Raw genomic sequence first — 15,173 nt, forward strand, 5'->3', positions numbered from 1 at the left:
GAACCTCGATTCAGGCGCGAACTGCTCCCTCTCCCCTTGGGAGAGGATTGGGGTGAGGGGGAAATGTCCCTGGCGACTCCGAGTCATCATGGCAACAACCCCTTGACGTTGATCGGCTCCGCCTCGTTCTGCGCGGCGCCCTTCGGCTTGCCGGCAATGGCCAGGCCCGAGACGCGGTAGAAGTTGTAGTCGTGATATTTGCCGGTGCCGGAGATCAGCAGGTCCTCCTTCTCGTACACCAGGTCCTGGCGCTTGTATTCGCCCATCTCGAAATCCGGCGTCAGCTGGATCGCGTTGGTCGGGCAGGCTTCCTCGCAGAGGCCGCAGAAAATGCAGCGCGAGAAGTTGATGCGGAAGAACTCGGGATACCAGCGGCCTTCGTCGGTCTCGGCCTTCTGCAGCGAGATGCAGCCCACCGGGCAGGCTACCGCACAGAGGTTGCAGGCCACGCAGCGCTCTTCGCCGTCGGGGTCGCGGGTCAGCACGATGCGACCGCGATAGCGTGGCGGCAGGTAGACCTGCTCTTCCGGGTACTGCAGGGTGTCGCGCTTGCGAAAGCCGTGGCTGAAGATCATCACCAGGCTACGCAGCTGGGTATAGGTGCCGTGGAGCACCGCGCCAATGTACTTGAACATCGAATTCTCTCCTTACTGGGCCGCGGCCAGCACAAGTGCGCCGGTCACCAGCAGGTTGATCAGGGTCAGCGGCAGGCAGAATTTCCAGCCGAAGGCCATCACCTGGTCGTAGCGCGGGCGCGGCAGCGAGGCGCGCAACAGCACGAACAGCATGATGAAAAAACCGGTCTTGATCGCGAAATAGAAGAACGACAGCCAGGGCAACGTGTCGAGGAACGGACCGTGCCAGCCGCCGAAGAACAGCGTGGTCAGCAGTGCCGAGATGGTCACGATGCCGATGTACTCGCCGACGAAGAACATGCCCCACTTCATCCCGGCATACTCGACGTGGTAACCGTCGGCCAGCTCCTGCTCGGCTTCCGGCTGGTCGAAGGGGTGACGGTGGGTGACCGCGACGCCAGCGATGAAGAAGGTACAGAAGCCGAGGAACTGCGGAATGATGAACCACAGGTTCTGCTGCTGGTACTCGACGATGTCGCGCATGTTGAACGAACCGACCTGGGCGACGATACCCATCAGCGACAGACCGAGGAACACCTCGTAGGACACTGTCTGCGCCGAGGCGCGCAGGGCGCCGAGCAGGGCGAACTTGTTGTTGCTCGCCCAGCCGGCGAACAGCACCGCATACACCGTGAGGCCGGCCATGGCGAAGAAGAACAGCAGCCCGATGTTCAGATCCGCCACGCCCCAGGTCGGGGTGACCGGCACGATGACGAAAGCGATCAGCAGCGAGCTCATCGCCACCACCGGCGCCAGGGTGAAGGTCAGGCGGTCTGAGAACGGCGGGTTCCAGTCCTCCTTGAAGAACATCTTCAGCATGTCGGCAGCGATCTGAAACATGCCGAACGGCCCGACGCGGTTGGGACCGTAGCGGTCCTGCCACCAGCCCAGCAGGCGGCGTTCGACGAAGCTCAGCAAGGCGCCGCACACCACCACTGCCAGCATGATCACCAGCGCCTTGACGACGGCGATGATCACGTCGATCACTTCAGGAGTCAGCCAGCTCATCGCGACGCCTCCAGTTCAGTGGCCAGGCAGGTGCTGCTCAGTACCGGAATGCCTTCGAGGCCGACCGGCAGACCGACCAGGCCAAGGCCCAGGGATTCATCGATGCGCACTGGCAGTTGTAGGTGCCGATCGGCGACCCGCAGGCTGAGCAGCGCGCCTTCGGCTACGCCAAGGCGCTGGGCTTCGGCTTCGGCCAGGGCGACATAGGGCTGCGGGATACGGCTCTGGATAGGTGCGGCGAGAGACGAGGTTTCCTCGCTGCCGAACAGATGATGCAGCGGAACTACCTGCCAGCTACCGAGTGCGGGCGCGAAGGCGGCGGGTGCGGTTTTCCAGTCCAGATCCTGACGTGCGCCATCGAGCAGGCGCACACCCGGGTCGCCGGCGCGCAGATGGCCACCCACTTCGTCCTGGAACTTGTTCCAGGCCTGCGGCGAGTTCCAACCCGGCGACCATGCGAACGGGATCTGCTGCCGGTCTTCGGCGCTGCCCGAATAGCCTTCCATGGAGAAGGTGAACGGCGAATCCTGGTCCTGCGGCTGACGCGGTTCGTGCACGCTGATATTGGCGCGCATGGCGGTTCGGCCACTGTAGCGCAGCGGCTCGCGCGCAATTTTCAGGCCCTTGATGCGGAACGAGGAAAGTGGCGCTGCGTTGAGGATGCCAGACAGCTGCGGGTTGGTTGCGGCGCAGTCTGCGGTTACCTGATCCAGGTTGGTCCAGTCCACGGTCTTGCCCTTCAGCGTGCACTGCAGAGCGTGCATCCAGCGCCAGCCTTCGCGCACCAGGATCTTGCCGTCGTAGTAGCTGGGTTCGAAGACCTGGAAGAAGCGCTGGGCGCGGCCTTCCTGGCTGACCAGGGTGCCGTCGGCTTCGGCGAAGCTGGCGGCGGAGAGCACCAGATGGGCCTTGGCCGTGGTGGCGGTCTGCTGATGATCGGCGACAATCACGGCCTTGGCGGCGGCGAGGGCAGCGTCCACCTTGTCTTGGTTAGCACGGCGATACAGATCGTTCTCAAGCACGATCACCGCGTCGGCATTGCCGGCAATCAAGGCGTCCAGCGCGGCATCCACGGATTCGCCGCCGAGCAGCGCGACGCCGAGGCTGTTGGCCTCCGGCACGATGAGGCTGAGTGACGCGTTCTTCTGGCGGTTCTTCAGCGCCTGGGCGATGTTGCCGGCGGCCTCGATCAGGCTCTTCTCGCCTAGCGAGGCGCCGCTGATTAGCAACGGCCGCTTGGCAGCGAGCAGGGCATCGGCGATCTGTTGCACCAGTTCGCGGGCTTCGGCTTCCAGGCCATCCACCGCCGGGGCGCTGGGATCGATGGCATGCGCCACGGCGAAACCGAGGCGCGCCAGATCGACCGGTGCGGCATGCACGCTCTGTTCGGCGATGTCATCGAGACGGGTTTCGCTGACGCTGGCGATGTAGACCGGATGCAGGGCGCCCTGTGCGACGTTCTGCACCGCGGCGATTTGCCAGTCCTGAATCTTCATCGAGGCGGCGATTTCAGTGGCCTTGCCCTTGGCGGCCTGACGCACGGCCAGCGCCATGCGGGCGGCCGTCTGGGTCAGGTCTTCGCCGAGGATGAACACCGCATCGTGGCTTTCGATCTCGCGCATCGTCGGCACCGGTAGCGGGCCGTTCTGCATCATCTGGCGGATCAGTTGGATGTTGTCCAGCTCGGTAGCGGCAATACCGCTGTAGAAGTTCTCCGCACCGACCAATTCACGCAGGGCGTGGTTGCTTTCCAGGCTGGCGCGTGGCGAGCCGATGCCGATCACACGTTTGCCTTGAAGCAGCTCGGCGGCGGTATCCAGGGCGGCGTCGATGCCGAGCTTGTCCGCGCCCAGCAGCGGCTGGCGCGGACGATCGCTACGGTTGACGTAGCCGTAGCCGAAACGCCCACGGTCGCAGAGGAAGTAGTGGTTCACGTCGCCGTTGAAGCGGTTCTCGATGCGACGCAGTTCTCCGTAGCGCTCGCCGGGGCTGATGTTGCAACCGGACGCGCAGCCATGGCAGATGCTCGGCGCGAACTGCATGTCCCACTTGCGGTTGTAGCGCTCGGAGTGAGTCTTGTCGGTAAACACGCCGGTTGGGCAGACCTCGGTGAGGTTGCCGGAGAACTCGCTTTCCAGCACGCCGTCTTCGACACGGCCGAAATACACGTTGTCGTTCGCACCGAACACGCCCAGGTCAGTGCCGCCCGCATAGTCCTTGTAATACCGCACACAGCGATAGCAGGCGATGCAGCGGTTCATCTCGTGGGCGATGAACGGGCCAAGCTCCTGATTCTGGTGAGTGCGCTTGCTGAAACGATAGCGGCGCTGGTTGTGCCCAGTCATCACTGTCATGTCTTGCAAGTGGCAGTGACCGCCTTCCTCGCACACGGGGCAGTCGTGCGGGTGGTTGATCATCAACCACTCGACGACGCTGGCGCGGAAGGCCTTGGCTTCCGTGTCTTCGATGGAAATCCAGCTGTTGTCGGTAGCGGGGGTCATGCAGGACATGACCAGCCGGCCGCGGGTGTCGTTTTCGTCGGAATACTGCTTGACCGCGCACTGGCGGCAGGCACCGACGCTGCCCAGCGCCGGGTGCCAGCAGAAATAGGGAACATCGAGGCCGAGCGACAGACATGCCTGTAGCAGGTTGTCCGCCCCATCGACTTCGTAGTCTTTGCCGTCTACGTGGATAGTGGCCATTTCTAGGTCTTCTCATCCGCTTGCGCGGGTCTGGCTAATAGGAAACTTTTTCCGCTGAAGGGAAGATCAGGGCTGGACGAGGCCGTACGGCTCTTTCTCCCAGCGTTCAGCCTTCAGCGTCTTTCAATTCTTCATGCCGGCTGCGGAGGTGCAGTTGCCGCCTGGGCGACGCCCGCCTCGAACTCATGTCGGAAATACTTGATCGCCGCGCCCAGCGGCTCTACCGCGCCGGGTGCGTGGGCGCAGAAGGTCTTGCCCGGACCGAGAAAATCCACCAGGCGCAACAGGATGTCGAGGTCCTGGGCTGTGCCCTGGCCGCGCTCCAGTGCGCGTAGGGTCTTCACACTCCAGGGCAGGCCGTCACGGCACGGCGTACACCAGCCGCAGGATTCGCGGGCGAAAAACTCTTCCATGTTGCGCAGCAGCGAGACCATGCTGACGGTGTGGTCCACGGCCAGCGCCAGACCGGTGCCCATGCGCGTGCCGAACTTGGCGACGCCGCCGGCGTACATTTGCGCTTCCAGGTGTTCGGGGAGCAGAAAGCCGGTACCGGCACCGCCGGGCTGCCAGCATTTGAGGGTGTAGCCATCCTTCATGCCGCCGGCATAATCCTCGAACAGTTCACGCGCGGTGATGCCGAAGGGCAGCTCCCAGATGCCTGGGTTCTTCACCTTGCCGGAGAAGCCCATCAGCTTGCTGCCGTGGTCTTCGCTACCGGGACGCGCCAGCGACTTGTACCAATCCACGCCGTTGCCGATGATCGCCGGCACGTTGCACAGGGTCTCGACGTTGTTGACGCAGGTTGGCTTGCCCCAGACGCCGACGGCGGCGGGGAAGGGCGGCTTGGCGCGCGGATTGGCGCGGCGGCCTTCCAGCGAGTTGATCAGCGCGGTTTCTTCGCCACATATATAGCGGCCGGCGCCGGTGTGTACGAAGAGCTCGAAATCGAAGCCACTGCCGAGAATGTTCTTGCCCAGCAGGCCGGCGGCCTTGGCTTCATCGATAGCGCGATTGAGGTTGCGCGCCGCATCGACATATTCACCGCGCAGGAAGATATAGCCTCGATAGGCCTTGAGCGCGCGGGCACTGATGATCATGCCTTCCACCAAGAGGTGAGGCAGCTGCTCCATCAGCAGGCGGTCCTTCCAGGTGTTGGGCTCCATTTCGTCCGCGTTGCATAGCAGGTAGCGGATGTTCAGCGATTCGTCCGCCGGCATCAGGCCCCACTTCACGCCGGTGGGAAAGCCCGCACCGCCACGACCCTTAAGGCCGGAGTCCTTCACCGTCTGCACGATGTCGACCTGGGCCATCTCGGCCAGCGCCTTGTGCAGCGCGTCGTAGCCGGCCTTCTGGCGATATTCTTCGAGCCAGACCGGCTCGCCGTCGTCGCGCAAGCGCCAAGTCAACGGATGGGTTTCTTCGCTGCGGGCGATGCGGTTGGCCGGGCCGAAGGATGCCAGTTGCTTCATGACGCTCATGGATAAGCCTCCAGCAGGGCAGCGACACCGCCAGACTGAACGTCGCCGAAGGTGTCGTCGTCGATCATCAGGGCCGGGGCCTTGTCGCAGTTGCCCAGGCAACACACCGGAATCAGCGTGAAACGGTTGTCGGCGGTGGTCTGACCCGGCTCGATGCCGATTTCATTCTTGATGCTGTCCAGCACGCTTTCATGACCGCCGATGTAGCAGGTCATGCTGTCGCAGACGCGAATGATGTGGCGGCCCACCGGTACGCGGAAAATCTGACTATAGAAGGTAGCGACGCCTTCGATGTCGCTGGCGGGAATGCCGAGAATCTCGCTGATGGCATCGCAAGCACCGTCCGGCACCCAACCACGGGCTTTCTGGACGATCTTCAGCGCTTCGATGGAGGCCGCGCGCGGATCTTCGTAGTGGTGCATTTCATGCTCGATGGCCGAGCGTTCGGCTTCGCTGAGGGCGAAACGGTCAGTTTTGATCAGAGTGCTCATATCAGCGGTCCACGTCGGCCATAACGAAATCGATACTGCCCAGATAGGCGATCAGGTCCGGAATCATGCTGCCGCGGATGACCGCGGGGATCTGTTGCAGATGCGGGAAGCTGGGCGTGCGGATGCGCGTGCGGTAACTCATGGTGCTGCCGTCGCTGGTCAGGTAATAGCTGTTGATGCCTTTGGTCGCTTCGATCATCTGGAAGCTTTCGTTAGCTGGCATCACCGGACCCCAGGAGACCTGCAGGAAATGAGTGATCAGCGTTTCGATGTGCTCCAGCGTGCGCTCTTTCGGTGGCGGCGTGGTCAGCGGGTGGTCAGCCTTGTAGGGGCCTTCGGGCATGTGCTTGAGGCACTGCTCGATGATTTTCAGGCTTTCGCGCATCTCGCCCATTTTGACCATGCAGCGGTCGTAGGCGTCACCGTTGACCGCCAGCGGCACTTCGAAATCGAAATGCTGGTAGCCGGAATAGGGACGCGCCTTGCGGATGTCGAAGTCGCAACCGGTTGCGCGCAGGCCGGCACCGGTGGTGCCCCACTCCAGCGCCTGCTTGGTGTTGTAAGCGGCGACGCCCTTGGTGCGGCCGATGAGGATGCTGTTCTTCAGTGCCGCCTTTTCGTACTCGGCGAGGCGCTTGGGCATCCAGTCGAGGAATTCGCGCACCAGCTTGTCCCAGCCGCGCGGCAGGTCGTGGGCGACGCCGCCAATGCGATACCAGGCCGGGTGCATGCGGAAACCGGTGATGGCTTCGATCACCTTATAGGCGCGCTGGCGGTCGGTGAAGGTGAAGAACACCGGCGTCATGGCGCCGACGTCCTGGATGTAGGTGCCCAGGTACAACAGGTGGTTCTGAATGCGGAAGAACTCGGCCATCATCACACGGATGAAATCGACGCGGTCCGGCACGGTGATGCCGGCCAGTTTCTCCACCGCCAGCACATAAGGCAGGTTATTCATCACTCCGCCGAGGTAGTCGATACGGTCGGTGTAGGGGATGAAGCTGTGCCAGCTCTGGCGCTCGGCCATCTTCTCGGCGCCGCGATGGTGGTAGCCGATCTCCGGCACGCAATCGAGGATTTCCTCGCCATCGAGCTGCAGGATGATGCGGAAGGCGCCGTGGGCCGAGGGGTGGTTCGGGCCGAGGTTGAGGAACATGTAGTCCTCGTGCTCGCTGTGACGCTGCATTCCCCAATCCTCGGGCTTGAAGCGCAGGGCTTCCTGCTCCAGGTCCTGCTTGGCGGCGTTCAGGCTGTAGGGGTCGAACTCAGTGGCACGCGCCGGGTAATCCTTGCGCAGCGGATGGCCTTCCCAGGTCGGCGGCATCAGCATGCGGGTGAGGAACGGGTGGCCCTCGAAGGTGATGCCGAACATGTCCCAGATTTCTCGCTCGTACCAGTTGGCGTTGGGCCAGACGGAGACGGCGGTGGGCAGGTTGAGATCGCCCTCCTTGAGCGCGACCTTGATCATCACATCGCTGTTTCGCTCAAGCGACATCAGGTGATAGAACACGCTGAAATCGGCGGCTGGCAGGCCACGGCGATTGGTGCGCAGGCGCTCGTCGGTGGCGCTCAGGTCGTAGAGCATCACATAGGGCTTGCTGACCTGGCGCAGGAAGCCGAGCACCTCCATGAGCTTTTCGCGTGGCACCCAGAGTACCGGCATGCCGGTCAGGCTGGGTTGCAGCGTGAAGGTTTCGGCGCCGAAGCGCGCATTCAGTTCGACCACGATATCCTGGTCGTCAGCCTTGTAAGGCGGGATGTACAGAGCATTGCCTGCAGTCATGATCTCGGTCGCTTTCGGTCAACGTTTGGGTGTGGAGAGGCCTTCCGGGAGGAAAGCCGAGTTCACACGTCGTCGGGGCTGCGCAGGTTGGTGACCTGGATACGCTGTTCGCGTCGCTGTTCTTTCTGCGAAGGCATCTCGGCGCGATAAACGCCTTGATCACCGACGACCCAGGAAAGCGGGCGACGCTCCTTGCCGATAGATTCCTGCAGCAGTTGCAAACCTTGCAGGAACGCCTCGGGGCGGGGCGGGCAGCCGGGTATGTACACGTCCACGGGGAGGAACTTGTCGACCCCCTGAACGACCGAGTAGATGTCGTACATACCACCGGAATTGGCGCACGAACCCATGGAGATGACCCACTTGGGTTCGAGCATCTGTTCGTAGAGGCGCTGGATGATGGGCGCCATCTTGATGAAGCAGGTGCCGGCAATGACCATGAAGTCGGCCTGGCGCGGCGAGGCACGGATCACCTCGGCGCCGAAGCGGGCGATGTCATGAGGCGCGGTGAAGGCAGTGGTCATCTCCACATAGCAGCACGACAGGCCGAAGTTGTATGGCCAGAGGGAATTCTTTCGCCCCCAGTTGACCGCGCCACTCAGCACGTCTTCCAGCTTGCCCATGTAGATGTTGCGATGAACCTGGTCTTCTAATGGATCGGCAACAGTCTCCTGCTGGCCGATCGGATAACGGTCATTGACCGCATCCGGATCGATCCGGGTAAGTTTGTATTGCATGTGAAGAGCCTCATTGTTTTAGCTTCGCCTGTCGCTCGCGACGGCTGGATGGCGCCCAATCGAGCGCACCCACCCGCCAAAGGTAGACAAGACCCGCCAACAGAATTGCTATGAATACGGTAGCTTCAATGAGGCCCGCCCAGCCGCTTTCGCGCACCGAGACGGCCCAGGCAAAGAGATATAGGGCTTCAACGTCGAAGATCACGAAGAGCATCGCGACCAAATAGAATTTTGCCGAGAAGCGCAGTCGTGCGCTGCCCGTGGGAAGAATGCCGGACTCGAAGGGCTCGTTCTTGGCGCGACCCCAGGCCTTGCTGCCGAGCAGGCTGGAAACGCCGAGCATGAATGCGCAGAGTGCGATGACGCCGAAAATGAATACAGCGAAGCCCCAGTTATGGGACAGAGATACATCAGGCATGCCGGGCTCCTTAGCGGAACGGCTTTATTATGTCCAGCTTGCGACAGCGACTAAGCGTCGCAACCCCTAATGGCCGGGCATTCTATGCCTAGTGAAAGATTGTGTACATGTTTCTACATGAAACATATTGAATTATTTTGCGAAATTAGTTGATGGATTGGTTGGCTGTGTCCTGGCGGGACGGTGCTGGAGCGGCTTCTCCAAGGTTGATGGCCGCTTGTCGCAATCTTTTGGAAACGTTGTTTTCGTGCTCAGGCCACATAGAGGCTAGGCAGAGTCTGCGCGTGCGCGGCGACTTGGCCGATCACCAGGATTGCCGGACTTTTCAGCCGAAAGGTCAGCGCATCGCGGCACATGTCCGCCAGGCTGGAGCGGCACTCGCGCTGTTGCGCAAGGGAGGCGTTTTCGATCATCGCGACCGCGGTCCACGCTGGCAGGCCGCCTTCGAGCAGGCCTGTCTGTACTTGCTGCAGGCTGCTGACTCCCATGTAGACGACCAGTGTCGTGCCGGTTTTCGCCAGTGCGTGCCACTCGGGGCTGCTGCCGTCCAGAGTATGCGCAGTGACCAGCGTGACGCTCCGTGCCACGCCGCGCTGGGTCAGTGAAATACCGCACTGAGTCGCACCGGCGAGGCCAGCCGTGATCCCATTGACCAATTCAACCTCGATACCGCGTTCGGCCAACCAGTCGGCTTCTTCGCCGCCGCGGCCGAAGATGCACGGATCGCCGCCTTTCAGGCGCACCACGCATTTGCCCTGGCGTGCATAGCGCAACATCAGCCGATGGATGAAGGCCTGCGGCGTCGAGCGGCAGCCACCGCGCTTGCCCACCGGGATCACCCGTGCGTTCGGGCAGTGTTCCAGTACGGCGGGATTGACCAGGTCGTCGATCAGCACCACCTGTGCCTCGCCCATGGCCCGCACCGCCTTGAGCGTCAGCAGTTCCGGGTCACCAGGACCTGCGCCAACCAGCCAGACTTTTGCGCTCATGTTTTCACCTCTCATGCTGCTGTGATCATCTCGGCGATGCGTTGTGCATCGCATGTTCGGTCGTCGCGTCGCTTAAGCCACCGCGGGTTGCTTCACCAGTAGCCGCTTGATTTCCGGTACACAGGAGCCGCAGCTCGTGCCGCAGCCCAGCTCGCGTTTCAAACCATCCAGATCCAGACCGCGCTCGATCCCCGCGCAAATTGCGTCCTGGCTGACATTCATGCAGTTGCAGAGGATCTTGGCCGCGCGCACTTCGCTACCGGGCGGTGTGCTCAGCGGTGCCAGCAGCCAGCGGCGCAGTGTCTGGTCAGCCTTGCCGTCCTGCCAGAGTTGCTTCAGCCAGTGACGCGCGGCGGTTTCCCCGGAGAGACTGAGGGCGACGATGCGACCATCCTCGATGCGCACACGCTTGCCCACGCCGCGGCGTGGATCGTCATAGGCCAGTACCGGGCCCTCATCCAGCCCCAGCAACTGCTCAAGCCCTGCCAATTGCTTCGCGCTTGGTGCTTCGTGGCAGGCGGCGCGGATGACCAGTGCCGGGCGGTCGCGGCCAGTCAGGCTGAAGCTGGCATAGGCGAACCCGTCGAATTGCGGGCGCAGGGCCTCGAAATGCTTTTGCACCGAGCCTTCGATCAGCGCGAAGAATTGCCAGGGCAGCTCGGCCTTCTCCACTTCGATACCGGTGTGCTTGAGCTCGGGCTGCTTGGACAACGGGTCGAAGGCGGGCAGGGACAACAGATTCACGCCAAGTCCCTTGAGGAAGCGATCACCCCAATGCATCGGGATGAACGCCTGGCCGGGCCGCAGGCTGTCATCGCTGCTTACCGGCAGTACCAGTTCGCCACGGCGGCTGCGGATTTTCACCAACTGGTCGTCGAGCAGGTTACGGCGGCGCATGTCGTCGGCGTTCAAGCTCAACAAGGCTTCTTCCACATAGCCGAATAGACGCGCCGCTGTGCCGGTGCGGCTCATGCCATGCCAGTGATCGCGCAGGCGTCCGGTGTTCAGAATCAGCGGAAAACCTGCGTCGTGTTGCTCCTTCGGTGGCTGGTACTGCTCGGCAAGAAAGCGCGCGCGGCCGCTTTCGGTAGGGAATACACCGTTGCCGTAGAGCCGCGCTGTGCCCGTGTGACTGCCGGCAGGGAACGGCCACTGCTGCGGGCCGATCTGATCGATCAGCGCGTGGCTGAGGCCGGACAGGTCCAAGTCGCGGTCACGAGTGAGTAACTTGTATTCGTCGAACAACGCCGCCGGAGATTTGAAGGCAAACAGACTGGATTGGCCGGGTCGTAGATGCCGCTCGAGCCGTCGCGCGAAATCGCAGGTGATCGACCAGTCGGCACGCGCCTCGCCGGGCGCGGGAATGGCGCGCCGCACATGACTGACGCGGCGCTCGGAGTTGGTCACCGTGCCTTCCTTTTCGCCCCAGCTGGCGGCAGGTAACAGCAGGTCGGCGTAGCGGCAGGTCTCGGTGGTGAAGAAGGCTTCCTGAACCACCACGAAAGGGCAGGCCGCCAGCGCTTCGTGGATTTTTTGTTGATCCGGCATCGACTGCGCCGGATTGGTGCAGGCGATCCACAGCGCTTTCACCTTGCCGCTGCGCACCGCCTCGAACAGCTCGATGGCCGATAGGCCCGGCGTTGTTGGCAACTGCTCGACACCCCAATATGCGGCGACTTCGGCGCGATGCTGCGTGTTACCGGCTTCGCGATGGCCGGGCAGCAAATTGGACAGGCTGCCGGTTTCGCGACCACCCATGGCGTTCGGCTGGCCGGTCAGCGAGAAGGGCCCGCCGCCGGGCTTGCCGATCTGACCGGTCGCCAGGTGCAGGTTGATCAGCGCACTGTTCTTGGCGCTGCCAGCGGTGGACTGGTTTACGCCCATGCACCAAAGCGAGAGAAATCTAGGTGCGTTACCGATCAAGTGAGCGCAGGTCTGCAATTCATCAATGCTGATGCCGCATAGCTTCGCCGTCGTGGCCGGGTTGTAGTCACGCGCGAGTTGCTTCAGCTCGTCCAGGCCTTCGGTATGGGCGTCGATGAAATCCTGATCGATCCGGCCAGTTTCAAGAAGGATGTGCAGGATGCCGTGAAACAGCGCGACATCGGTGCCCGGCAGGATCGCCAGGTGCAGATCAGCCAGTTCACAGGTGTCGGTGCGCCGTGGGTCGACGACGATGATCTTCATGTCCGGCCGTATCGCCTTAGCCTCTTCCAGGCGGCGGAACAACACCGGATGGGCATAGGCCATGTTGCTGCCGACGATCAACACGCAATCGCTCTGTTCGATGTCTTCATAGCTGCAGGGTGGGGCGTCGGCGCCGAGGCTGCGTTTGTAACCGACCACGGCTGACGACATGCACAGCCGCGAGTTCGAGTCGATGTTGTTTGTGCCGACCAGCGCGCGGGCGAGCTTGTTGAATGCGTAATAGTCCTCGGTCAGCAGCTGGCCGGAAATATAGAACGCGACGCTGTCGGGGCCGTGTTCGGCTATGGTCTCGGCGAACACATTGGCGGCGTGGCCCAATGCGCTGTCCCAATCAGTGCGTGCACGGGCCAGGCCTTTTCCCAGCCGCAGCTCGGGGTAGAGCGCGCGGGCGTCGAGGTCTCCGGTCAGGTGCAGCGTCGAGCCCTTGCTACACAGTTTGCCGAAATTGGCCGGATGATTCGGGTCGCCGGCCACGTCGAGGATCCGCTGGCCGTCGTGCTCGATCAGCAGGCCACAACCGACGCCGCAGTAGCAGCATGTTGAAGCGGTAGTCTGGCGCATGGCTTCGTTTCCTCAGATTGGCGTAGCGGGATGCGGCTCGCGGTTTGTTTGTGGTGGGTGCAAACGGGTCTACAGATGGACAGGTTGGGGCGTCGTGGAATCGCCAAGACCAGCCGCACCTAAGCCGGCCGCGCCAAACATCAGGTGGTTGCGGATTGCTTGGACGTTTTGCCCTTCGCGCACCTGGCTGAAGTACCAGCCGCCGTCAGCGGTATCGCCGTAGAGGCAGGCGCCGACCAGGACGTCGTCTTTGATCACCAGCTTCTTGTAGACGCCGCTGATTGGGTCGGAGAGCGTGATGGTCTCGGTGCCCTCACCGCCCATGAAATCGCCGGCGGAAAACAGATCGATACCGGTCACCTTCAGCTTCGTCGAGGTCACCGAACCCAGGTAGCGCGAGAAGCCGAGCATCGCGAGGTGGTTGGCGCAGACCTTGGCCTGCTCGAATAGCGGCGCGACCAGTCCGTAGGCGGTGCCTCGGTGGTTGGCGCACTCGCCGACGGCATAGATTCGCGGATCGAATGTCTGCAGCGTGTCGTTCACCAGAATGCCGCGGCGGCAGGGCAGGCCGCATGCTTCGGCCAGTTCGCTGTTGGGGCTGATGCCTGCCGCCATCACCACCAGATCAGCTGGAATTACCTCGCCATCGGTAAAGCGCACGGCGGCTACCTGGCCCTGATAATTGCCGATCAGTTCGGACGTCTGCTTCTTCAGTCTGAAGCTCAGGCCCCGCGCTTCCAGCGCGCCTTGCAGCAGGCGCCCGGCGGTCTTGTCGAGTTGCCGCTCCATCGGCCACTCGCCCAGATGCACCACCGTGACGTCCATGCCGCGCAGCTTCAGCCCGTTGGCCGCTTCCAGCCCAAGCAGGCCTCCGCCGATCACCACGGCATGACTATGGGTTCGGGCGGCATTCATCATGGCCTGGGTGTCAGCGATATCGCGGTAACCGATCACGCCGTCCAGTTGATTGCCAGGAATCGGCAGAATGAACGGGCTCGAGCCGGTAGCGATGAGCAGGCGGTCGTACTCGGCTTCGCTGCCGTCTTCGGCTATGACTCGACGCCTGACCCGATCGATCTGCGTCACCTTGCGATTGAGCATCAAACGGATGTCGTGCTTGGCGTACCAGTCGAGGTCGTTGAGTACGATCTCATCGAAGGTTTGTTCACCGGCCAGCACTGGCGAAAGCAGAATTCGATTGTAGTTGGGATGGGGTTCGGCACCGAAAACGGTAATGTCGTAGAGCTCGGGGGCGAGTCTGAGCAATTCCTCCAAGGTACGCACCCCGGCCATGCCGTTGCCTATCATCACAAGCTTGAGCTTCTTCATGCGAGTCTCCGCCGAGCCAGTGGCCGGTCACGCCTGGCTGTAGAAAATTCCAACAAAAAAGGCGTCCCACTGGTTACCCAGTGAGGACGCCTTTGTCCTGTATCTGATGCAGCCTGACCTTCTCCGTTGAAGGTCGTGCTTTATGTTGGGTTTGCTTTGCAGGGGATATGCCAATTCCAACCCTGCCGGAATTCATGGACTTCAAGCCCTGGGAGGAGTGCGCTCCGGCCGTTTCGTGCCCCCATATGATGCGGCTCGCGCATCGCTGGTGCAGAGCCACGCAGCTCCGAGCATGTTTTCGTTGACAATGGCCGTCGGGCTTTTCTATTGTTTTGCCCTTGCGCCGATTTAGTCAGCTACTTGCGGGGCGCCTGGAGCCGAAGGCTTCGAAATACCGCTAAAGCGCTGGTTCGGTGTCGCCTCCCACCGCTGCCCAGCGGAATTCTTGAGGCGGAATTTCCAGAATGAATGCACCGCAGCGCTCCCCTATCCGTTTAGCCCCGATCACCGGCGGGCTTGTCCGAAGCAATCCGAAAATTCTCCTCGGTGGCAATCATCAGCCATCGCTGTTGCGATACCTCGACGGTTGGCCGAAGCGCGGGGGAAAACCTCATGCCTTTCTTGTCCACTTCACCAGCGCCGACCAGTCACTCGCCCATTTCGCCGCGAACAGCTTCGACCTCGCTGTCGTCCAGGCGCCGACTGCCGAACGTCTCGATGAGTGCGTGCGTGAGTTGACTCGTGTGGCGCGCCAGGGACTGATCGTTCGGCGCTGAGGCAGGCCAAGATCAGCGCCATTGGATTGCACTTGGCGATGCATGCGTCGCCGGAGCC

The 15,173-nt window shown here is 62.2% G+C and carries 11 protein-coding genes and 1 pseudogene; 1 reads left to right on the forward strand and 11 read right to left on the reverse strand.

What is annotated here, in order from left to right; translation table 11 throughout:
• Positions 1-86 precede the first annotated feature (86 nt).
• The 11 genes and pseudogenes from nuoI to D7241_RS04685 form a co-directional block, all read right to left on the reverse strand.
• Positions 87-635 carry an NADH-quinone oxidoreductase subunit NuoI gene (nuoI, locus tag D7241_RS04635; protein WP_408100494.1) on the reverse strand — a complete coding sequence of 183 codons (549 nt, stop codon included), beginning with the start codon at positions 633-635 and terminating at the stop codon, positions 87-89.
• 12 nt (positions 636-647) lie between these two features.
• A complete protein-coding gene (gene nuoH / locus D7241_RS04640; protein ID WP_408100495.1) occupies positions 648-1,643 on the reverse strand; it encodes an NADH-quinone oxidoreductase subunit NuoH in 996 nt (331 codons plus the stop codon).
• Complete coding sequence (gene nuoG / locus D7241_RS04645) at positions 1,640-4,345, reverse strand: NADH-quinone oxidoreductase subunit NuoG (RefSeq protein ID WP_408100496.1); 2,706 nt, start codon at positions 4,343-4,345, stop codon at positions 1,640-1,642. The genes nuoH and nuoG overlap by 4 nt, the downstream gene beginning before the upstream one ends.
• A gap of 131 nt (positions 4,346-4,476) precedes the next feature.
• Positions 4,477-5,814, reverse strand: coding sequence for an NADH-quinone oxidoreductase subunit NuoF (nuoF, locus tag D7241_RS04650; protein WP_408101188.1), 1,338 nt, complete (start codon positions 5,812-5,814; stop codon positions 4,477-4,479).
• 5 nt (positions 5,815-5,819) lie between these two features.
• Positions 5,820-6,314 (reverse strand): NADH-quinone oxidoreductase subunit NuoE, encoded by a 495-nt coding sequence (nuoE, locus tag D7241_RS04655; RefSeq protein WP_408100497.1) that lies wholly within the window; start codon positions 6,312-6,314, stop codon positions 5,820-5,822.
• Between the two features lies 1 nt (position 6,315).
• Complete coding sequence (gene nuoC / locus D7241_RS04660) at positions 6,316-8,097, reverse strand: NADH-quinone oxidoreductase subunit C/D (protein WP_408100498.1); 1,782 nt, start codon at positions 8,095-8,097, stop codon at positions 6,316-6,318.
• A gap of 62 nt (positions 8,098-8,159) precedes the next feature.
• Complete coding sequence (locus D7241_RS04665; RefSeq protein ID WP_014852512.1) at positions 8,160-8,834, reverse strand: NADH-quinone oxidoreductase subunit B family protein; 675 nt, start codon at positions 8,832-8,834, stop codon at positions 8,160-8,162.
• 10 nt (positions 8,835-8,844) lie between these two features.
• Entirely contained in the window at positions 8,845-9,252 is a 408-nt protein-coding gene (locus tag D7241_RS04670) for an NADH-quinone oxidoreductase subunit A (RefSeq protein ID WP_408100499.1), read from the reverse strand.
• A 251-nt stretch (positions 9,253-9,503) separates the two neighbouring features.
• Positions 9,504-10,241: a uroporphyrinogen-III C-methyltransferase gene (gene cobA / locus D7241_RS04675; RefSeq protein ID WP_408100500.1), complete on the reverse strand. Its 738-nt coding sequence runs from the start codon at positions 10,239-10,241 to the stop codon at positions 9,504-9,506.
• Positions 10,242-10,313: 72 nt separating this feature from the next.
• Entirely contained in the window at positions 10,314-13,010 is a 2,697-nt protein-coding gene (locus D7241_RS04680) for a molybdopterin-dependent oxidoreductase (RefSeq protein WP_408100501.1), read from the reverse strand.
• A 108-nt stretch (positions 13,011-13,118) separates the two neighbouring features.
• Positions 13,119-14,339: pseudogene (locus D7241_RS04685) on the reverse strand (NAD(P)/FAD-dependent oxidoreductase); the annotation flags it as partial.
• Between the two features lie 464 nt (positions 14,340-14,803).
• Between D7241_RS04685 and D7241_RS04690 the strand changes: the two are divergent.
• Positions 14,804-15,115: a class I SAM-dependent methyltransferase gene (locus tag D7241_RS04690; protein WP_408100502.1), complete on the forward strand. Its 312-nt coding sequence runs from the start codon at positions 14,804-14,806 to the stop codon at positions 15,113-15,115.
• Positions 15,116-15,173 lie beyond the last annotated feature (58 nt).

The sequence above is a fragment of the Stutzerimonas sp. VN223-3 genome (genome assembly GCF_045999685.1).
GTDB classification, from domain to species: domain Bacteria; phylum Pseudomonadota; class Gammaproteobacteria; order Pseudomonadales; family Pseudomonadaceae; genus Stutzerimonas; species Stutzerimonas stutzeri_AR.

Coding starts and splice junctions, on each gene's coding strand:
- nuoI (WP_408100494.1), bottom strand. CDS start 635: ATGTTCAAGTACATTGGCGCGGTGCTCCACGGCACCTATACCCAGCTG.
- nuoH (WP_408100495.1), bottom strand. CDS start 1,643: ATGAGCTGGCTGACTCCTGAAGTGATCGACGTGATCATCGCCGTCGTC.
- nuoG (WP_408100496.1), bottom strand. CDS start 4,345: ATGGCCACTATCCACGTAGACGGCAAAGACTACGAAGTCGATGGGGCG.
- nuoF (WP_408101188.1), bottom strand. CDS start 5,814: ATGAAGCAACTGGCATCCTTCGGCCCGGCCAACCGCATCGCCCGCAGC.
- nuoE (WP_408100497.1), bottom strand. CDS start 6,314: ATGAGCACTCTGATCAAAACTGACCGTTTCGCCCTCAGCGAAGCCGAA.
- nuoC (WP_408100498.1), bottom strand. CDS start 8,097: ATGACTGCAGGCAATGCTCTGTACATCCCGCCTTACAAGGCTGACGAC.
- D7241_RS04665 (WP_014852512.1), bottom strand. CDS start 8,834: ATGCAATACAAACTTACCCGGATCGATCCGGATGCGGTCAATGACCGT.
- D7241_RS04670 (WP_408100499.1), bottom strand. CDS start 9,252: ATGCCTGATGTATCTCTGTCCCATAACTGGGGCTTCGCTGTATTCATT.
- cobA (WP_408100500.1), bottom strand. CDS start 10,241: ATGAGCGCAAAAGTCTGGCTGGTTGGCGCAGGTCCTGGTGACCCGGAA.
- D7241_RS04680 (WP_408100501.1), bottom strand. CDS start 13,010: ATGCGCCAGACTACCGCTTCAACATGCTGCTACTGCGGCGTCGGTTGT.
- D7241_RS04690 (WP_408100502.1), top strand. CDS start 14,804: ATGAATGCACCGCAGCGCTCCCCTATCCGTTTAGCCCCGATCACCGGC.